This window comes from Psychrobacter sp. T6-5, assembly GCF_052258485.2.
Lineage (GTDB): Bacteria > Pseudomonadota > Gammaproteobacteria > Pseudomonadales > Moraxellaceae > Psychrobacter.
On record NZ_JBQQEY020000001.1, the window covers coordinates 1,903,400 to 1,924,969 of the forward strand.

Genomic DNA, 21,570 nt, shown 5'->3' on the forward strand with positions numbered 1-21,570 from the left:
GATAAGAACATGGCTGTCGACAATATAAATGATATCAACAAACTTGAATGTCGAGATAAGGACTACTCGGTCAGTGTCTCAGGTATCGCGGGTCTAAGTATACGTGTCTATCCAAACGGTAAAAAAGAATACTACCTGCGCTACTCTCATCCACATATCGATGGTAAGCGACCTAGAATGATGCTGGGCAAGATTGAGGACATCAGTCTATATGAGGTCAAGTACAAAGCAGAGACCATACTTAACATGGTCGCAAACGGCTCTGACCCTAAAGCCATACAGCAAAAAGAGCAAGTGAATAAGTATGCTCACCTAAAAAACGCCACATTCGCTGACATTGCTCAAGCATGGCGAGCTCACAAAACATCCAGTCGTCAGCAAAGCAAATCGAAAAAGCCTGCGTTTAGTGAGTCGACACTCAAATTTTGGGATTTGTGCTTGGGATACATGTGCCAGGACATTGGCGATTTAAGGATGAATGATATCACCAGTGAGATGATATTAAGTGTGTGTGAAGCAATCCAAAATAATGATAATCAAGCGACTTTCGTTGGTGCCAGCACTCGGCTTTATACGGAAAAAGTATTTTCATTCGCTGTCGCACGAGGATTATGCGATAAAAATGTAGCGGTTGACACCCGTGGCGAGCTGGCACCAGCTGGCTCAGGCAACCACTTGCCAGCCATTACCAAGCCGGATCAGTTTGCGACGCTCTTACAGGATATGTCCAATTTTAAAGGGGCAAGCAATCTCACATTAGAAGCCATGAATTTACTGCCTTATGTGTTTGTCCGTAGCATTGATTTACGCTCTATGCGTTGGCAGGATATCGACTGGGATAATAATACATGGGCGTTCTCCCCGACGAAAGGCGAAGGTCGCGACGATATGGTATCGCACTTAGTCGTGCCATTAGCCACGCAAGTGATTGCGCGATTACGAAATATTCAATCCATCACAGGCCATAAAGAGTACGTCTTTGCCTCAATGCGTGGTTCAAGCAATGCTTATATCAGCAAAGCCACACTGGTACAGGTATTTCACCGGCTTGGATACAAAGACGTGCAATGTGCGCATGGCTTTCGTGCATCGGCCAAAACCTTGCTCATGGAACAGCCAGAGTTACGCTACTCAGACATCGTCACAGAGTTACAGCTAGGTCACAGGATCAAAGATACACATGGCGGGGCTTATAACAGACTCGATGAAATCGATACTAGGATAACAATGATGCAAGATTGGGCGGATTATATAGATAAGCTTCGGAGTTGTTAGAAAGTTATTTTAGAGTTAAAAACCATATCTGGCTGCGCTTATTTATGATTCTTTAAAATGTATTTTACGAAAGCTCACAGGGGACATGCCAGTAAATTGCTTAAACTGTCGACTAAAAGCACTATGGTCTCCATAACCACAATTCAAAGAGATTTGAGTCACGGTCAATTTATGATTGGCCAATAATCGAATGGCATGCTCTAGACGCATTTTTTGTACAAACTGAATAGGCGACATATTTAGTACGGCTTTAAACGTACGCTCTAGCTGTGATTGACTCAGATTTGCCAGTTTGGCTAATTGGACGATATGAATTTTTTGATCAAGATGATCTCGTACATACTGAGCCACGCTTGCCAGCCGAGCGTGCTTACGCAGTATCCGCTCGTTATCCTCATCAATATCTACAGATATACCTACCATCGCTACAATATAATTTTCTATATCATAGACGGGGATTTTTTGCGTGATACACCATCCTAGCTGGCCTGATGCATAGCTATGAAGCTCTAGCTTATCCACGATATCTCTACCCTCTTTTAAGACTTTCAAATCCTGATTGAGATAATCCTTGCCTTGAGAACTCAAAAAAACTTGCTCGGGTGTCAGGCCTATTAGTGCTTGTTTATTCTTAAACCCACTGCGTTTGATGAGCGTTCTATTGACGAGTCGATAGCAGGCTTTATCGTCTTTCACAAAAAACACCACATTCGTCATCGTATCAAACAGAGGCATCAATAAGGATATATTCCCCGCAAACTCATCAAAAGTGGCGGGTCGATAAGTCTGTAGGTGCTTTGCTAGTCGCCTTGTTGGGGCATCTAATACTAACGGCCTCATGGTGATATTTCCATATAGCATCTCAAATTTGGCATTGAGTGGTTGGTGATTTTAGGAGCTACCTCACCTTTATACTCCGATATGTCTGTATAACCTGTGCAGAAATGCGCATTTATTCATGTAAAAACATCAAGACTGCTTTTCTGAAAAACGTCATTCTATATTTACGCCTTGTTCATTTACGAATAACGCTGACAGTATATTAACTCACGGATGAATCAGGTAGGCAGTCATGTTTGATACGCTTTTCACTCTTAAGATTATTGATTCGCATACTGGCGGTGAACCTACTCGTATGGTGTATGCAGGATTTCCTGAGCTTATTGGACAAACTATTCAAGAAAAACTTCAAGACTTCAAAAAGAATTTCGATCATTTGCGTCGAAGCATTATTTTAGAACCTCGTGGTAATGATGTGCTTGTCGGAGCGCTTTTGTGCCCGCCTTCTGATCCTCGTGCCACGGCTGGCGTGATCTTCTTTAATAATCATGGCTATTTAGGTATGTGTGGCCATGGCACTATCGGCGTTATTGCATCTCTAGCTTATCAACAAAAAATAACCGCTGGTGATCACTATCTAGAAACAAGCGTAGGCCTAGTTAAAGCAACCTTGCATGATGATGGTAGTTGTAGCGTCCAGAATGTCCCCTCTTATCGCTACCAAAAACAAGCAGAAGTTCAAGTACCCGATATTGGTCCTATCTATGGCGATATCGCTTGGGGCGGTAATTGGTTTTTCTTAGTCAACGATCATAAACAAGCTATTGAAGCTAATAATGTTAAGGCGCTTACTCAATTTAGCATACAGATTAAGGAAGCACTTCATAAGTCTGGAATCACGGGTGCTAACAATGGCGAAATTGATCATATAGAACTGTTTGGCAAGAGCGATCTCGCCGGCACTAACAGCAAAAACTTCGTATTATGCCCTGGATCTGCCTATGATCGCTCTCCTTGTGGTACTGGCACCAGTGCCAAATTGGCTTGCTTGGCCGCAGACAATGTACTCGCACCTGGTGAGACTTGGTATCAGCAAAGCATCATTGGCAGTATCTTTAGTGCCAGCTATCAGCCTATTGATGTACTTAATAATCATAGCTCTCTTCATAATAATTCTATCAATACTATTATACCCACGATCCGAGGGTACGCCTATGTATGTGCAGAGACCTCTCTCATCGTTCAAGATAGCGATCCGTTCAAATGGGGTATTTCTCTATAAACACCAGTTTATAGAGCTTCTAGGAAGTAACCAACCATTGCTCAGTAATGTCAGAAAAGCGAGACTATCATGGACACACAAGTGTTTGATATACATATCATCGGTGGTGGCATTATCGGGCTATGTGCTGCGGTTACTCTACAGTCTCGCGGGGTAAAAGTTGCGATTTTAGAGGCGGATAAAATCGCTCGCGGTGCAACTTATGGTAACGCAGGTCACATTGCCACTGAACAGGTTTTCCCTATTGCTGATGCCAGTATATTACGACATGTTCCTGCCATGCTACTCAACCCTGATGGGCCTTTGCGGATAGATTGGCGCTACCTTCCACGCTTAGCACCATGGGCATTCAAGTTATTACTTAACATGCGTATCGAACCTTTTACACGCAGTCATCAAGCGCTTTTGGCATTAAATGCACAAAGCCTTCAAACTTGGCAAGATTTTGCCAAAGAGTGGCAGTTACGTTCTTGGGTACAAATACAAGGATCTGTACTAACCGCAGAGACACCCAACAGTCTAAAAGTTCTGACTGAACATAGTCAACGCTTAAACAGTTTAGGTGTCTCTAACAGCCTACTCTCACAGTCAGCACTGACAGATCTTGAGCCTACATTAAAAGATAATCAACTGGGTGCTTTGTTTTTTCCAGAGACAGGCCATATCACCAATATAGAAGCTATTACCCATAAATTAAGCACTATTTTTAGATCGCTTGGTGGTCAAATTTATGAAAATTGCCGTGTTCTGAGTGCAGAAGTAACGACTGATGGTATTCGTCTGACGACAACACAAAAGCAGCTTCATGCCAGCAAAGTTATGCTCGCAGCAGGGGCGCACTCTAAAGCTTTAGCCAAACAGCTCACAGGCATCTCAGTACCAATGGATACCGAGCGAGGCTATCACCTGATGCTCCCTAACGAAAGTCAGCGTCTCAACATCCCTGTTTCCAGTATGGATCGCCGCTTTATTATGACACCAATGGAAAAAGGACTGCGTCTGGCTGGCACTGTAGAGTATGCAGGGCTTGAAGCACCAGCCAATATGAACCGTGCCCACATGTTATTGAAACAAGCACAAGCCATGCTAAAAATCCCACTAAATAGTGAAGATGGTATGCCGTGGATGGGATTTAGACCCTCTACTGCAGACTCATTACCCGTCATAGATAGACAAAAATCTGTTTTTTTAAACTTTGGGCATCAGCATTTGGGATTGACCCAAGCTGTCATCAGTGCACAGGTTATCACCGCATTGTATTTTGGCGATAACCCCACGGTAGACCCGACTGCTTATCGATTGGATCGCTTTAGATAAAAAACTCTCACCTCTATGAACACTCATAGAACCAACCATGCCGCTAATAGCCAACGGTTTGCTAACGGCTTTTATTTCAAATAAGGATATTCATATGAACATTCATGGCGTTTTAGTCCCTATCGTGACTCCTTTTACTGCCAACGGCGAGGTTGATACCCAAACACTGACCGAGCTTGTAAATGTCTTTGTAGAAAAGGGTGTGACTGGCATTGTCGCTTGTGGTACCACGGGTGAGTATTACACTTTCTCGCCTGCAGAGCGCGAACTGGTTTTGACCACTATCGCTGACGCTGCTAAAGGCAAAGTCACTCTGATTGCAGGTATCAACAGTTTATCAACCAATCATTCTATCGAGCTTGCCCATCAAGCCAAAAAATTGGGTTATGACGGCCTGATGCTATCTGCCAATCCTTATAGCCTACCAGCCCAAGAAGGTGTTATTGCGCACTTTGAAACCGTCGCTGATGCCACTAACCTACCTATCGTTATGTACAATTTTCCAGCACGCGTCGGTGTAAGCATTGAATTTGAAACCGTCGCACATTTATCCAAGCATCCCAATATTGTAGGCGTCAAGGAGAGCAGTGGCGATTTTAGTCATGCATTACGTATGCTGCAGGCTAATTTTGAAGACTTTGAAGTGGTTTGTGGTTGTGACGACCAACCCGTAGATTTTTTCTTTTGGGGTGCTAAGAGCTGGATCGCTGGTGCAGCCAACGTATTTCCAGCCGAGCAAGTGGCACTGTTTGAAGCCACCCAAAAAGGCGATTGGAATCGTGCTAAAGAGCTGATGACAGCCATGTATCCTGCCATCCACTCTATGGAGTCTGGGAACTATAACCAAAAAGCCAAAGCAGGCTGCGTCAATGGCAACATCAATGTTGGGTCGGTGCGTCTACCGTTGACTGATATGTCGAGTGAAGAGACTCAGTCATTTTTAGCCATGCTGTCTTAATACATCGCGCCATCGTTATCGTTTTCACCACTATATAAAAAGGACTACCTAATGAGCATGACCACAGCACAAGTCTTTGAGCTCGCCAGTAACCAAAAGCTTTGGGCAGGCCATCTGATTGATGCCAAAGCCTCCCTATCAGAGGAGACACTACCTAACTATAGCCCCATTGATAATGCCTGCATAGGTCACATTGTCAGCGGCAGTCAGCAAGATGTCAATACGGCAGTGATGGCTGCCCGAGAAGCTTTTGAACATGGTGAATGGCGAAGGATGTCTCCTGCTGAGCGCAAATCTGTCATGCAGCGCTGGTGTCAGTTGATGCATGACAATATCGATGAGCTGGCGGCATTAGATTGTGTCGATGCTGGTAAACCCATTACAGAGTGCCTTAATACTGACCTGCCCGCTACTATCGAAACCTTTGAATGGTACGCCGAAACAGCCGATAAGGTTTTTGGCAAAGTTGCTCCGACGGGAGCTGATTCACTAGGTTTGGTCGTGCAAGAGCCTATCGGTGTGGTGGGTGCAGTACTGCCATGGAATTTTCCTGCGCAGATGTATGCATGGAAAGTGGCGCCTGCCCTCATAACTGGCAACTCAGTCGTCGTCAAACCCGCTGAACTGACCTCACTCTCAGCATATCGATTGACACAATTGGCGTATGAGGCGGGCGTACCAAAAGCAGCTTTGCAGATGGTCTGCGGGCTTGGTGAAGAGGTGGGTGCAGCACTCGGTCAGCATATGGATGTTGACATGGTTTCTTTTACAGGATCAACAGAGGTTGGTCGACTATTTCTACAGTACTCTGCACGAAGCAATCTAAAAGAAGTGGTTTTAGAATGCGGCGGCAAGAGTCCTCAGATTGTCTTTGCAGATGCTGTGGTCAATGAACAGACCATCGAACATATTTTATCTGCCGCTTTTTGGAATATGAGTGAAAACTGTAGCTGTGGTTCACGTCTGCTTGTGCACTCTAGCCAAAAAGAGGCGGTATTATCACTGATACAAGAAGGTCTGAAATCTTGGAAGGTTGGTCATCCTTACGATCCCGAGGTCGCTATTGGCCCAATGATTGAAAAAGCACATTTCCAAAAGGTCGTATCATACCTCAATACAGCCAAAGCAGAAGGGGCCAGTCTGATCGCAGGTGGTCGCATTCACGATGATCTTGGTAGTGGTTGGTATATCGAACCGACCGTCTTTGACAATGTCAGCCCAGATATGACGCTGTTTAAAGAAGAGGTTTTTGGTCCTCTTTTAGCGGTAACAAGTTTTGAAACCGAAGAGGAAGCTATTCAGCTCGCCAATCAGAGTAATTATGGGCTTGCCGCTTCCTTCTATACACAAAACATCCATCGCGCATTCCGCGTTGCATCTGCTATTAAAGCTGGTACCGTCTCGATTAATGGCTTTTCTGAAGGCGATATTACGACACCTTTTGGTGGTTATAAACAATCTGGCTTCGGCGGTCGCGACAATGGTTTAGAGGCGTTGTCTCAGTATACCCAAACCAAAACTATCTGGTTAGTGAACTAAAAACTGACATTGTCCGCTATCCACGCTCAAGTCAGCATAACCAAAAACATTACAAGGAAGTAACGTTATGGAAAATATCGTCAATACTATAGTCGGCTATATTTGGAGTGACGCCCTAGTCTATCTTGCATTAGGCGTCGGTATATATTTTACGATTATGACTCGTGCTGTACAAATCCGTTATTTCAAAGAAATGATCAGGTTGTTGTTCGATAAACAAAGCTCATCAGCAGGGATTAGCTCATTCCAAGCTTTTTGTATGGCACTATCAGGACGCATTGGTGTGGGTAATATCGCTGGGGTAGCGACTGCCATTGCTGCAGGCGGCCCTGGAGCGGTGTTTTGGATGATTGTCATGGGCGTGCTAGGCGGTGCTAGTGCTTTTATTGAGTCTACCTTAGCGCAGGTCTACAAACATAAGGTTGGTGATCAATATCGTGGCGGCTCTCCTTTCTATATAGAAAGAGGGTTAAAGCTAAAACCTTTTGCTGTCATCGTCGCTATCGTGACCTGTCTATCTTACGGCGTGTTAGTGCCTGGCGTTCAGGCCAATACCATTGCGGACTCTTTTAATACCGCATTTAATATACCGCCCGTTGTCACAGGAATTATCCTAGTCGTACTCTTAGGTATCATTATATTTGGCGGTGTGAAGCGTATTGCTAATTTCGCAGGAAAAGTCGTACCTATCATGGCAATTGGTTATATCCTCATGATGGTAATTGTATTGATTTTCAATGCGCAAAATATTCCTGCAATGTTTGCACTTATCTTTAAGAGCGCTTTTGGCATGGATGCAGTGTTTGGTGGTATGGTTGGGACCGCTATCTCTTGGGGCGTACGCCGTGCGGTTTTCTCAAACGTTGCGGGTGCTGGCGAGGCGACCTTTAGCTCAGCGGCAGCCGAAGTATCACATCCTGCTAAACAAGGCTTAGTGCAAAGCTTCTCTATCTACATCGATACGGTTCTTGTCTGTACTGCAACAGCGCTAATGATCCTATCAACTGGCATGTACAACGTGGTTACTCCTGAGGGTGTGACATTGGTTAGCAACATGCCTGGCGTGGAAGCGGGAACTGCATTTACCCAAGCAGCGGTATCGACGGTCTTTAATCAGTATGGTAGTGGTTTTGTGGCAGTTGCTATTTTCTTATTCGCCTTCACCTGTTTGGTTGCTTATTACTATATTGCCGAAACGACGTTGGTCTATTTAGATAGTAAGCTTCGCTATCCAATTCTCAAGCATGTGCTCAAACTGGTATTTTTAATCGTTTGTTTCACTGGTAGTGTCCAGTCAATCGGTATGATGTGGGCGTTAGGTGATATAGGGTTTGGCAGTATGTGCTACTTAAATTTCATTGCTATTCTGCTTTTGAGCAAAGTGGCTTTTAAAGTCCTCGAAGATTACGACGAGCAGATGAAATTAGGCGTCAATCCTATCTTTGATCCTAAAAAAGCTGGCGTGGACAATGCAGATTTTTGGGTCGATTACAGTCAGGAGCATGGTCATAAATAATCGCTTTAATCATAATACGGCAAAAGTTAATGGATAAAAAGTTGTTATCAACGTCAAGCAGGCCTCCCTTATTTATGTTAAATTGCAAACAACGGTAGGGATACCTGTAGAGACACAACGTCTAAGACATCCCTACTACTTACTATACTCGTTAATACTGTACTCACTCATTTAATAAGAAGGTTAAGGATGACTTTAGATAATAACGTACTACGTAAACGCACCAGCTTGTTGGGTTCATTACTAGGCGATGCCATTTCTCGCCAATCTGGTGAGCAGACAATAGAGACCATTGAGACCCTGCGTAAAGGCTTTATTCAACAACGCCGTGAGCCAAACGAGGCGCACAAACAGCAGCTCATCGACTTTATTGCTTCGTTAGACAATCAAACTTTAAAGGATGTCATACGCGGCTTTTCTATCTATTTTTTCCTAGCCAATTTAAGCGAAGAGAACTACTTGCGTGAGCAACGTCATGAGCTGCGTATGCAATCGGAGCAAAGCTGGGAAGGGTCATTTCGTCGTACATTGTTTGAATGTCGTGAACGCAATATCGAGCCCGCTCAAATGCAAGAGCTGATTGATCAGCTCAAATTTACGCCTGTATTTACGGCGCATCCTACCGAAGCGCGTCGCCGTACAACAATGAATATCTTACAAAGTCTGTTCACGCATAGTGATGCTTTAAACAACGTGTCTGAAAACAGTTTTGCCTATGAGCAAGCCAAAGAGCAAACCGCGCAAACGATTGATCTACTATGGTCGTCTGATGAAGTGCGCACGCGCAAGCCATTGGTATATGACGAGATTAACAACGGCCTGCATTACTTTAACGCCAGTTTGTTCAATGCCATTCCCAAAGTATATCGCAATATCAAAAAAGCCATTGTCGATATCTATCCAGAGCTCACCGACTATCCACTGCCTGCCTTTATGAGCTTTGGTTCTTGGATTGGCGGCGATAGAGATGGCAATCCTTTTGTGACGTTTGAGACCACAGAGCTTGCTGTATTGATGCATGCGGATACTGTACTGCGTCACTATCAAGTACTACTCAAAAAACTGCGCCGCCAGCTGATTCATAGTGACACTATTGTCACCGTTTCACCTGACGTCTATGCCAAAATCAAAAGCTATGATGAACTCGATCAGCGTGTATTTGACTATAACCTCGATGACTATGGCAACGAGCCATATCGTCGATTGCTTTCTTTAGTGCTTACCAAGGTTAATGCTACCAATCGCCGCATTCAAAGCAAAGGCACTGACATCGAGGCTGAAAAAGATGCCTATGCCAATCCAGAAGAGTTGCTAGAAGACCTGCGCATTATCCGCCAAAGTGTCACTACTCACGACAAGGCGCATGCAGATGGATTATTGCTAGATGTGATCCGTCTGGTCAAAACTTGCGGCTTTCATTTGGCAGCGCTCGATATCCGCCAAGAGTCGTCATACCATGGCGAAGTGATTGCAGATATTTTTGCCAGTGCCTCCAACCTGCCTGATTATCAAACGCTAAGCGAAACCGAACGTCAAGAGTGGCTCACACGCTTGCTAGAAAAACCCGGTACGCCGCTTGTCTATACTGATAACCTGACAGACAAAACACGCGAGCAATTGGCGCTGATGAATTCGGTCGCTACTCTACGCAAACTGGTGGGACAAGCTACTTTTGGCAGTTATGTTATCTCGATGACCAATAATGCTAGCCAGCTACTAGAAGTGTTGCTGCTCATGCGGTTTGCAGGCTTATGCAGGGTTGATGACAAAGGTCAGTTGTCTGCTGATTTGCCAGTTGCGCCGTTGTTTGAGACCATCGAAGATCTTAAAAACATCGATAAAATCTTGCCTGCCGTGTTAGACAACCCATTGTATCGCGGATTACTACAGAATACAGATAATACGCAAGAGATCATGCTAGGTTATTCGGACTCATCAAAAGACGGCGGTATTATCACCTCTGCGTGGCAGCTTTATAGCGCGCAGCAAACCATTAATAACATCGCTGAGCAATACGGTATAAAAACACGCTTATTCCATGGTCGCGGCGGTTCTGTGAGCCGTGGTGGCGGATCAACGCACAAAGCCATTGCTGCACAGCCTGCTGGCACGCTACATGGTCAGATTAAAGTCACTGAGCAAGGCGAAGTGCTCTATGCCAAGTATGCAAATACGGATACTGCTGTGTTTGAGCTAACTATGGCAATCACAGGCACACTCAAAGCCTGCTCGACAAGATTTGTCGTGCAACCGACTGAGTTGCCAGAATATGAAGCCTTGTTTGCACGCTTAGCAGATGCTGGCGAGCAGCGCTATCGAGAGCTAACCGATCATACTGAAGGGTTTTATAAATTCTACTCCGAGGTCACACCAGTACAAGAGATCTCTTTACTGAACATTGGCTCACGTCCTGCCCATCGCAAAAAAGGTCTACCAAGTAAAACCACCTTGCGAGCGATTCCTTGGGTATTTGGCTGGTCGTTAGCACGCTTTACCCTACCTGCTTGGTATGGCGTTGGTAGCGCATTGCACAGTGTCAAAGACAACGAGATTTTGATGAAAGAGATGAATGCGCACTGGCCATTTTTTAGCGTATTTATCAGTAATATTGAGATGGCATTTACCAAAGCCAATATGAATATTGCACAGGCCTATAGCCAGTTATGTGAAGACGCTGCATTGCGTGAGCAAATAATGGGAGCGGTAATTGATGAACATACCCTAACCTACTCAGGCTTAAACTCGTTATTAGATCAAGAGGCTCTATTGTCTAGCCAGCAAAACCTTGCGGCATCTCTGCAGTGGCGAGACGCTTACCTCGATCCCATTAACTATATCCAAATTGAGCTGTTGAAGCGTGCTAGACAACAAAATGAAGATACGGCGGACAATGCTAAACATGGTGCGCTTAACGTAGAAGATCCTTTAATCCGTAGTATCAATGCATTGGCAGCGGGTTTGCGTAATACGGGGTAATAGCCATTCAGGGCTTATCTATAAAACAAGTATCTTTGTGAGCAAGAGCTGGTAAAAAAAATTAATCGTTAGTCTCGCGATACAATGTGGTTTGTGACTCTTGCCTAAAGTCCTCATAGGTAATGGCAGCTTCACTCTCTGGAGTGGATTCTGTAGGCTCAGCTGCGGGCACGTTTTGTTCGCTATTATCTGAATTACTCGGTTGTGCTGACACTAACGGCTCCTCGACCGTATTGGCGTCATTAGGTAATGGATTGTCATCACTATTCACTACAGGTTCGGCGCCGACCACTGGCGCGCTAGTCGTAGCCGCCGGCGCTGTCCCGTCTAAGTCGCTATCATTGCTAACAGTAGTGTCAGAAACAGAAGTCGATAAAAATCCCGTAAAAATAAGGGTAAGTACGACAATAGCAATGAGTAGTGAACCAAAAATCATACCAATAATGAGCGGCTTTTTACTACTTGCCACTTTCTTTTGTGGCTTTATAGCGTCCCTATAATCTGGCTCCAATGGCATGGTTTTAGTGTCTAAAGGGTCATCAATCGTTTTGCTAGATAAAGGCGTCGCTTGATCGAGATCGACAGAGGATGGCTGTTTTTTCTCATTATTCTTACTTAATTCATTAACTAAGCCACTATTTAAGTCATTGTCTAAGTATTGGTCTTCTAAAATATTATCGACACCAGCATAATTATCCATTCGCGTATCTGACACCTTGTTTTGTGTCGATGCATTTTGACCTGAAAAGTCAAAAGTAGCGTTTGTTGTGACGATGTCGGCTAACTCTAATCTTGGCTCTTTATCGTTGTTCTCATCTTCGAACAGTTGCAGCTCTTCTACGCTTAGAGGCTCAAAAGCAGGTAATTTACTTGCCGTTTTTAAGGATGTTGAATCATCATTATCATTTGGGGTGTCATTTTCAGCGCTTTGAACTCGACTGATAAAACGTTCGTAAATATTATTTTTGGCACGCTTACGCGATTTTTTATGAACGAGTTGAGACAACTCTTCGTCAAAATCAGTACCGATGTCTTTTTTTTCGTCGTTCATAAAATAACACCAAGCCAGTTTATGCTACTGGCAGTAAATGACTGATAAAATGAAGTTGTGATTTTTATTGCTAAACTGTAACAGTATCGCTAGTCCCCAATATAGTTGCTCGCACCCCTATCTTCAAGCACAATTTATTTGAGGCCGCTAACATTTGTAAGACTCATCTTAAATAATGCGATTGTAAGACTCATCTTAAATAATGCGATGAATTTTTATCAAAAGTAGCTCGTATAGAGACAACATATACCATAACAGGCTTAATAACATGGATTTAAAACAGCTCAATGCATTTATTGCTGTCGCGAATTTACGCAGCTTTAGTGCAGCCGCAGAAAAGACAGGACTGTCACAGCCAAGTTTGAGCCGCCTGCTGAAACAGCTCGAGACCGATATGGATGTTGTGCTTATCGATCGTTACCACAGGCCATTACATCTGACTGAAGCGGGCGAATTTTTTTACGATAAGATAAGCACCATACTGACAGAAATTGATACTGTCACGAGTATGACCCAGCGCTTATCAGCGCCAAGTAGTGCGCTAAACATCGGCTTTGTGCCGTCAGTATTATATGGTCTACTCCCTGAAATCATCGCCATGCTCAAGCAGTCCAATCCTGATATAGAGGTCAACCTCAAAGATATCAGCTCTTATCAGCAAATGGAGGCACTCAAATCTGGTGAGATTGATATCGGTTTTGGGCGTTTTGCCCATCAAGATCCCTGGATTCAACAAATATTACTGCGTCATGAGCGCTACGTGGTGGCCTTGCCAAAGTCGCATCCTCTCGCCCATGTAAAAGAGCAGCGATTAATAGATTTGGCAAATAATCGCTTGATTTTGTACCATCAAACGCATTTGCCGATTGCCACCACACTGCCGACATCAGAGTCAGTCAGCGAAAAGCAGGAAGCTAATACAAAAACCAGACGTGTCACTAATGAAAAATCTGCACTCAGTGAGCAGATTACAGAGCCGTTACTACATTTGTTTGCACAATACGGTATCTCACCCTTTATGACCACCACGGTGAGTGACTTGCAAGTAGCCCTAGGCTTAGTCGCTGCGGGCGAAGGTATCACGCTTGTACCTGCCAGCTTAACCACGGTACGTACAGAACAAATCAGCTACCAGCGTTTGGTACACGAAAACGTCACCTCTCCTATTTATTTGCATACTCTCAAAGATTTTGTGCATCCAAGTATCTCTGAGTTATTGAATGCTATCTATCAGGTCTATGAAGAACGAGGCATCACCTACCGGCGACAAAAATTTGTGTAACGTCCTTAAATGACCAGCTATTGCGTGGATATTGTGTTATAAAGAAACGCCAAAAATAATCTGCTCTAATACTTGATATTATCAGATTATTATGCTAACCAAAAATAATGGCAATACAAACAAATAGTAATAATAACTAGAATAATCATTCTCCTGAATCGTATTGGTGTGCTAAAGTCGATACAAGATTAATCGTTTTATAAAAAAGCATGTATAAACATGTATAAAGCGGTTGTCTAATGATCACTGGCAAACTGACACAGGTAAGTGATGATTTGCCGTTTTAACCATTTCGAGGTATTCATGTCCACACAACCACTCAACAACACAAGTACCACTGACGATATCGTTACTGAACAGCAAGAAGGCTTTAGTTGGCGTATCTTTGGCCCAGGTATTTTGATGGCGACCGCTGCAATCGGTGGCTCGCATCTGATTTCATCGACGCAGGCTGGTGCTATATATGGCTGGCAGTTGGCGATTATGATTGTTTTAGCCAACGTTTTTAAATATCCGTTTTTTCGCTTTGCAACCGACTACGTTTACGATACAGGTGAGAGTTTGATTGCAGGCTATGCCAAACGCTCAAAGGTATATCTTTGGGTATATTTTATCCTCTCTATCTTATCAGCGGTCATCAGTACGGGTGCGGTCTCGCTGATTGCAGCGGTGATTTTGGGCTTTATGCTACCCGCCTCTCTTGAGTTATCGACGATGGTGCTGTCTATGATCATCGTGGCCGTCTCTTGGTTCTTTTTGATAGCTGGTCATTATAAGTTGCTCGATGGTGTGACTAAGTGGATTATGATTGCCTTGACGGCAGCCACCGTTGCTGCGGTCGTGATTGCCGCTGGCAAGCCCACGGTTATGGCAGCAGATTTTATTGCTGTGTCTCCTTGGAACCTAGCGACACTGGGTTTCATCGTCGCACTCATGGGCTGGATGCCAGCACCGCTTGAGTTTGCCGCAATTACTTCTATGTGGACCTCTGCCAAAGTCAAAGCTGATCACACCACGCACAAGCAAGGCTTGCTCGACTTTAATGTCGGTTATGCCGTTTCAGCGATTCTGGCCTTGTTTTTCTTATCGCTTGGTGTGTTTGTCCAGTATGGTTCAGGACAAGAGATTGAGTTGGTGGGCGGTGCTTATATCAACCAGCTAATCAATATGTATACAGCAACCATCGGTGAATGGTCACGATTGCTGGTCGCTTTTGTCGCCTTCATGTGTATGTTTGGCACCACGATTACCTGTGCTGATGGCTACGGCCGTGCCAATGCTGAGTGCTGGCGTCTGCTTAAAGGCGAAAGCGAAATCAATAAAAAGCAAATCGCTTTTTGGACGACATACGCTATCGGTGGCGGGCTTGTGATTATTACGTTCTTCACAGGACAATTGGGCGCGATGCTTAAGTTTGCCATGATATCCGCGTTTGTCTCTGCGCCTATCTTTGGTTGGTTAAACTACTCATTGGTTAAGAAACATAAAAAACTGTCCGCCGGTATGAACGCTCTGTCTATCGCAGGCTTGGTATTCTTGGCAGGATTTGCCTTATTGTTCTTAGCCAATTTGGCAGGTTTATTTGCTTAAACTTAGTCTTTTTTAAGCTCATGATAAATAAAGCCCTAATAGCTTAGCTGTTAGGGCTTTTTGGTGGGAAAAGGGCAATTTAAAGAGTAATATGCCTATTGTAATTGTAACTAAATGTAAATTATAAAACATCTTAATATTTGAATATTTGGGTAATATGAATACTTATCATAGCGAGGTATTGAAAAGTACATAATGCTATTTGTTTTATGAATAATATTAAATTAACTACAATTAATTATTAAAAATAATAAACAATAATCTATAAGCTAAACTTTGCAGACGTGGATAATTGGGTATAATCAGTGACAACAACAAGATTATTTTCTATCCATACAAGCCCATGAAAGGATACTCACATGACCTCACTCTCAGCAGGTGCACGCTTTCGCAGTGCGCTTAAACAAAAAAATGATAATAACCAGCCATTACAAATTGCAGGCGCGATTAATGCCTATACCGCGATGATGGCGACCCAAGTTGGCCATCAAGCGCTGTATCTCTCTGGTGGCGGTGTGGCAAATGCATCATTTGGTTTGCCTGATCTTGGCATGACCAGCCTTGATAATGTGCTAGAAGATGCTCGCCGTATCACTGATGCCGTCGATACGCCATTATTGGTTGATATCGATACCGGCTTTGGTGGTGCGTTTAATATTGCCCAAACCATCAGAAAAATGGAAAAGGCAGGCGTGGCAGCCGTCCATATAGAAGACCAAGTCGCGCAAAAGCGCTGTGGTCACCGTCCAAATAAAGAAATCGTTAGTATCTCTGAGATGGTCGATCGTCTAAAAGCGGCATTGGATGCCAAAACGGATCCTGATTTTGTGGTGATGGCTCGTACTGATGCGCTGTCTGTTGAAGGCTTAGACGCTGCTGTTGAACGTGCCGTTGCTTTTCAAGAAGCTGGTGCAGACATGATCTTTGCAGAGGCGCTCACCGATATCGAGATGTATCGTAAGTTCACCGATGTACTCGACATTCCAGTCCTCGCCAATATGACCGAGTTTGGTCAGACCGATCTGTATACCACTGACCAGTTGTATGGTGTGGGCGTCGATATGGTGCTCTATCCACTATCCGCTTTCCGCGCAATGAATAAAGCAGCATTAAATGTCTATCAGCATCTATTAGATGACGGTACGCAAGAAAAAGTCGTCGATACCATGCAGACGCGCATGGAGCTTTATGATTTCTTAAACTATCACGAGTTTGAGCAAACATTAGATAAGCTGTTTGCGGACAATAAATAATCATAATAAGCAGTATTTTCACTTAACAATATAAAAAGCTACCCACAAAAGGAATGTAGACATGGCAGCACAGAAAGAACTTTCAGGCGCAGGACTTCGCGGACAAGTTGCTGGTAAGACGGCATTATCGACCGTTGGCAAATCGGGCTCTGGTCTGACCTATCGCGGCTATGACGTATCAGAGCTGGCAGATAAGTGTATTTTTGAAGAAGTGGCGTATTTACTGCTTTATGGCAACTTACCCACTCAAAGCGAGCTTGATGCTTATCAAGCCAAGCTCAAAAGCATGCGCGGTCTACCACAAGCATTAAAAGACGTGCTTGAGCGTATTCCTGCCAGCGCGCATCCAATGGATGTGCTACGTACTGGTTGTTCAATGCTGGGCAACCTTGAGACCGAAACCGATTTCGCTGAGCAAAACGATAAAACCGATCGTATGCTGGCAGCTTTCCCATCGATCATCAACTACTGGTATCGCTTCAGCCATGACAATGTACGTATCGAGACTGAAACCGATGACGCGACGATTGGCGGCCATTTCTTGCATCTGCTTAAAGGCGAAAAGCCAAACGAGCTACACGAAAAAGTCATGAACGTGTCGCTTATCTTGTACGCAGAGCATGAATTTAACGCTTCGACCTTTACCGCGCGTGTGTGTGCTTCTACTTTATCTGACATCCATTCTTGTATCACTGGTGCAATCGGTTCATTACGCGGACATTTGCATGGCGGCGCAAATGAAGCGGCAATGGATATGATTGAGGGCTTTAACTCAGCTGACGAAGCCGAGACAGAGATGATGGCAATGCTGGCACGTAAAGACAAAATTATGGGCTTTGGTCATGCCATCTATAGTGAGTCTGACCCGCGTAACGTTGTCATCAAACAATGGTCTGAAAAACTAGCCGCTGATGTTGGTGACGAGGTGCTCTACCCTGTTTCTGTGCGTGTTGAAGATGTGATGTGGCGTGAGAAAAAACTGTTTGCCAATGCTGACTTTTTCCATGCGTCGGCCTATCACTTCATGGGTATTCCAACCAAACTGTTCACGCCAATATTTGTCTGTTCACGCTTAACTGGCTGGGCCGCTCATGTATTTGAGCAACGTGCCAACAACCGTATCATTCGCCCAAGTGCCGAATATACGGGTGAAGAGCTGCGCCCTGTACCAGATATGAGTGCGCGTTAATTTTTTTGAGATAGAAGCTATGTAGAGTGTAACGATTTGATGCACTCTACCATTAATTTTAAAACATTTGAAATACTATGATATTTAACGGCACTTTCGATATCAAATCGGCATTAAAAAATGAACCACTTTTTTATATTTGGGAATCTTGTGCCAATGAAAGTACAGATTTTAGGAAAACTTTCACAGACGAACTTGAAAAAGAGCTTTATATAGATCATCCATTATATGGGCTTGAAGTCGATATTATTGCACGGCACGCAAGTGATGACTGTTTATTTAAGATTACTCATTCAAACCAAGTCTGTGTTGTACATTTAACTTGGAAGCAGGCTACGGAAATCTCTCCTTACCCATTAATGCAAATATATGAAAGCTTAGATGCTTGGTATGAAACAGACTATATCCCCGATTTTTTTTGCATATTAGGCATTCCAAGTGATTTGAGCTTTTTTGAGCAAAATGTTATTGGTTATGCCATTGGCTTTATTGGTAATAAGGACTTTGAAAACTATATATATACGCTAGAGCGCACCGCCTGCCAATTAACAGAAGATGAGTATCTGACTTTCATTGCTTTAGATTTTAATAATAAATTTGAAGTGCTAATCGCATTTAATCAATGGTTTAGAAAAAAATTTAACGATGCCAGATATGATCTATTAGAAATGAACAAAAGGTTCAACAAGTAACTATAAACTGAATATCTATCTTATTTTTAATAACAACATTTGTATTCCAACCAGCCAACCGCCAAAGGTGACTTATGGACAACGCCCTCGTACAACCCATGAACGATGAATTCAAAAAACCACTTCCCGATACTGACCTTTATTACTTCGATACCCGCGAAGCTGTCGAGCGTATTGAAGCGGGTGCTTATGACAAGCTACCATTCTGCTCAAAAGTATTGTGCGAAAATCTCGTACGCCGTTGCCCACCAGAAGAGTTAACCAATGCGCTAAAGCAACATATTGAAGGCAAGCAAGACCTTGATTTTCCTTGGTACCCTGCCCGCGTCGTTTGTCATGATATCTTGGGTCAGACCGCGTTTGTTGATTTGGCAGGCTTGCGTGATGCTATCGCTGAGCAAGGCGGTGATCCGTCCAAGGTAAATCCTATCGTGCCAACTCAGCTGATCGTTGATCATTCATTGGCGGTTGAGCACGCAGGATTTGAAGAAGACGCATTTGAAAAAAATCGTGCGATTGAAGAGCGCCGTAACGATGACCGTTTTCACTTTATCAACTGGTGCCAATATGCCTTTGATAATGTCAATGTCGTACCGCCAGGTAACGGCATCATGCATCAGATTAACCTAGAGAAAATGTCACCTGTCGTACAGGTCGTACATAATAAAGCAGGTGAGGAAGTCGCGTTTGCTGACACGTTGGTTGGTACAGATAGCCACACGCCGATGGTCGATGCACTAGGTGTGATCTCAATCGGTGTTGGTGGGCTTGAAGCCGAAAGCGTGATGCTGGGTAACCCATCATATATGCGCTTGCCTGATTATGTGGGCGTCAAATTGACGGGCAAATTGCAAAAAGGCATCACTGGTACGGATCTCGTACTGGCGATGACTGAGTTCTTACGCGACGCAGGTGTGGTCTCTACCTATATCGAATTCTTTGGTGACGGTGCACGCCAGCTTACAGTTGGTGACCGTGCTTCTATCTCCAATATGACGCCTGAATATGGTGCTACTGCCGCGATGTTCTATATCGATGAGCAAACTATTGATTATCTACGTCTGACGGGGCGTTCTGAGGAACAGATTAAATTGGTTGAGCAGTATGCCAAACAAACGGGCCTATGGGCTGATGGCATGGAAAAAGCCGAATACGCCCGCGTTCTTGAGTTTGATTTGTCGGCAGTCGGTCGCAATATGGCAGGCCCTTCGCGCCCACATGCCCGCGTATCTACCGATGATTTGGTTGCCAAAGGCATCGCCCACGCGCCTGATCAAAAGCTACCTGAACCAAAAGATGGTCTGATGCCCGATGGCGCGGTTATTATCGCTGCTATTACCAGCTGTACCAATACATCAAACCCACGCAACATGGTAGCCGCAGGCCTTGTCGCTCGTAACGCGAATGCCAAAGGCTTATTACGTAAGCCTTGGGTGAAGTCATCCTTAGCACCCGGCTCCAAAACCGTCAAGATGTACTTAGAAGAAGCAGGCCTGATGCCAGAATTGCAAGAAATTGGCTTTGACGTAGTCGGCTTCGCTTGTACGACGTGTAACGGTATGAGTGGTGCACTTGACCCTGATATCGAAAAAGAAATCATCGACAATGATTTATTTACCACAGCAGTACTATCTGGTAACCGTAATTTTGACGGTCGTATCCATCCGTATGCCAAGCAAGCATTTTTAGCATCGCCACCACTCGTTATCGCGTATGCCATTGCTGGTAACATTCGCTTTGATATCGAAAAAGACTCATTGGGTAAAGACCAAGACGGCAATGACGTCTATCTAAAAGACATCTGGTTTGATGATGAAGAAGTAGATGCTATCGTCGCTGCTGCCGTGAAGCCTGAGCAATTCAATGCCGTATATATCCCAATGTTTGATGAAGCTAAAAAAGATACGGGCAAAGCGTTAAGCCCATTGTACGACTGGCGTGAAATGACCACGTATATCCGCCGTCCGCCGTACTGGGAAGGAAAAATGGCTAAGAAAAATAAACTGACAGGCCTACGTCCGCTTGCAGTCCTTGGTGATAACATCACAACCGACCATATGTCACCATCGAATGCTATTTTGGGCTCATCAGCAGCTGGCGAGTATCTCGATACTATGGGCTTGCCTGCCGAAGACTATAACTCATACGCGACCCATCGCGGCGACCATTTAACCGCGCAACGTGCCACCTTTGCCAACCCTAAACTATTGAATGAAATGGTACGCGATGAAGATGGCGAAGTTGTCCAAGGCTCATTGGCGCGCGTTGAGCCAGAAGGTCAAGTCATGCGCATGTGGGAAGCGATTGAAACCTATATGAACCGTGAGCAGCCGCTTATCATCATCGCAGGTGATGGCTATGGTCAAGGCTCAAGCCGTGACTGGGCTGCCAAAGGCGTGCGTCTCGCTGGCGTAGAAGCAGTCGTCGCTGAGGACTTTGAGCGTATTCATCGTCAAAACTTAGTGGGCATGGGAGCGCTGCCTTTACAGTTTGAGGAAGGCACGACTCGCCATACGCTAAATATCGATGGCACGGAAACCTTTGATGTCACAGGTGAAGTCTCTGCTGGCGGGTTGATGACTCTAGTGATTCATCGTACTGATGGTAGTACCACTGAGACGCCTATTATCTGCCGCTTAGATACAGCTGATGAAGTCAAAATGTACAATGCTGGCGGTATGCTACAACGCTTTGCTAAAGAGTTTATCGAAGGTACGCTTGATATCGTCTAAGAGTCTCTTGTAGGTTTTAGCGTGATAAACAGCAAAGTATAGAAGTCGCCGATGTTGTATAACCTTATATGACATCGGTTTTTATTTGCTTTTGCGTTCTATACACTGAGTTTTGTGACTTACTCCTAAGTACTAGAT

General features: G+C 44.3%; 15 protein-coding genes. 13 read left to right on the plus strand and 2 right to left on the minus strand.

The genetic code is table 11. The features are described 5' to 3' along the window. The first annotated feature begins 9 nt into the window (after positions 1-9). A complete protein-coding gene (locus ACTXGK_RS22845) occupies positions 10-1,275 on the plus strand; it encodes a tyrosine-type recombinase/integrase (protein ID WP_443516296.1) in 1,266 nt (421 codons plus the stop codon). 42 nt (positions 1,276-1,317) lie between these two features. Here ACTXGK_RS22845 and ACTXGK_RS22850 read toward each other — a convergent pair whose 3' ends face one another. Next, positions 1,318-2,115 (minus strand): helix-turn-helix domain-containing protein, encoded by a 798-nt coding sequence (locus ACTXGK_RS22850; RefSeq protein ID WP_238038300.1) that lies wholly within the window; start codon positions 2,113-2,115, stop codon positions 1,318-1,320. 232 nt (positions 2,116-2,347) lie between these two features. Here ACTXGK_RS22850 and ACTXGK_RS22855 point away from each other — a divergent pair, with 232 nt between their 5' ends. The 6 genes from ACTXGK_RS22855 (at position 2,348) to ppc (ending at position 11,643) form a co-directional block, all read left to right on the plus strand. Beyond that, complete coding sequence (locus ACTXGK_RS22855) at positions 2,348-3,337, plus strand: proline racemase family protein (RefSeq protein WP_443516294.1); 990 nt, start codon at positions 2,348-2,350, stop codon at positions 3,335-3,337. A 69-nt stretch (positions 3,338-3,406) separates the two neighbouring features. Beyond that, complete coding sequence (locus ACTXGK_RS22860) at positions 3,407-4,654, plus strand: NAD(P)/FAD-dependent oxidoreductase (RefSeq protein WP_443516292.1); 1,248 nt, start codon at positions 3,407-3,409, stop codon at positions 4,652-4,654. Between the two features lie 94 nt (positions 4,655-4,748). Then, complete coding sequence (gene dapA, locus ACTXGK_RS22865) at positions 4,749-5,612, plus strand: 4-hydroxy-tetrahydrodipicolinate synthase (RefSeq protein WP_443516290.1); 864 nt, start codon at positions 4,749-4,751, stop codon at positions 5,610-5,612. A 51-nt stretch (positions 5,613-5,663) separates the two neighbouring features. Next, positions 5,664-7,151, plus strand: coding sequence for an aldehyde dehydrogenase (locus ACTXGK_RS22870; protein WP_443516288.1), 1,488 nt, complete (start codon positions 5,664-5,666; stop codon positions 7,149-7,151). Between the two features lie 67 nt (positions 7,152-7,218). Continuing rightward, entirely contained in the window at positions 7,219-8,667 is a 1,449-nt protein-coding gene (locus tag ACTXGK_RS22875; protein WP_443516286.1) for an alanine/glycine:cation symporter family protein, read from the plus strand. 189 nt (positions 8,668-8,856) lie between these two features. Continuing rightward, complete coding sequence (ppc, locus tag ACTXGK_RS22880; protein ID WP_443516284.1) at positions 8,857-11,643, plus strand: phosphoenolpyruvate carboxylase; 2,787 nt, start codon at positions 8,857-8,859, stop codon at positions 11,641-11,643. Positions 11,644-11,704: 61 nt separating this feature from the next. Here the strand turns inward: ppc and ACTXGK_RS22885 are convergent, their stop codons facing one another. After that, a complete protein-coding gene (locus ACTXGK_RS22885; protein WP_443516282.1) occupies positions 11,705-12,694 on the minus strand; it encodes a hypothetical protein in 990 nt (329 codons plus the stop codon). 268 nt (positions 12,695-12,962) lie between these two features. Here ACTXGK_RS22885 and ACTXGK_RS22890 point away from each other — a divergent pair, with 268 nt between their 5' ends. The 6 genes from ACTXGK_RS22890 (at position 12,963) to acnD (ending at position 21,432) form a co-directional block, all read left to right on the plus strand. Next, positions 12,963-13,976 carry a LysR family transcriptional regulator gene (locus tag ACTXGK_RS22890; protein ID WP_443516280.1) on the plus strand — a complete coding sequence of 338 codons (1,014 nt, stop codon included), beginning with the start codon at positions 12,963-12,965 and terminating at the stop codon, positions 13,974-13,976. 303 nt (positions 13,977-14,279) lie between these two features. Next, positions 14,280-15,566: an NRAMP family divalent metal transporter gene (locus ACTXGK_RS22895; RefSeq protein ID WP_443516278.1), complete on the plus strand. Its 1,287-nt coding sequence runs from the start codon at positions 14,280-14,282 to the stop codon at positions 15,564-15,566. Between the two features lie 359 nt (positions 15,567-15,925). Further along, complete coding sequence (gene prpB, locus ACTXGK_RS22900; protein ID WP_201599353.1) at positions 15,926-16,819, plus strand: methylisocitrate lyase; 894 nt, start codon at positions 15,926-15,928, stop codon at positions 16,817-16,819. 61 nt (positions 16,820-16,880) lie between these two features. Beyond that, complete coding sequence (gene prpC / locus ACTXGK_RS22905; protein ID WP_443516277.1) at positions 16,881-18,008, plus strand: bifunctional 2-methylcitrate synthase/citrate synthase; 1,128 nt, start codon at positions 16,881-16,883, stop codon at positions 18,006-18,008. A 77-nt stretch (positions 18,009-18,085) separates the two neighbouring features. Continuing rightward, a complete protein-coding gene (locus ACTXGK_RS22910) occupies positions 18,086-18,700 on the plus strand; it encodes a hypothetical protein (RefSeq protein ID WP_443516275.1) in 615 nt (204 codons plus the stop codon). Positions 18,701-18,774: 74 nt separating this feature from the next. Next, positions 18,775-21,432: a Fe/S-dependent 2-methylisocitrate dehydratase AcnD gene (gene acnD / locus ACTXGK_RS22915; RefSeq protein WP_443516273.1), complete on the plus strand. Its 2,658-nt coding sequence runs from the start codon at positions 18,775-18,777 to the stop codon at positions 21,430-21,432. Positions 21,433-21,570 lie beyond the last annotated feature (138 nt).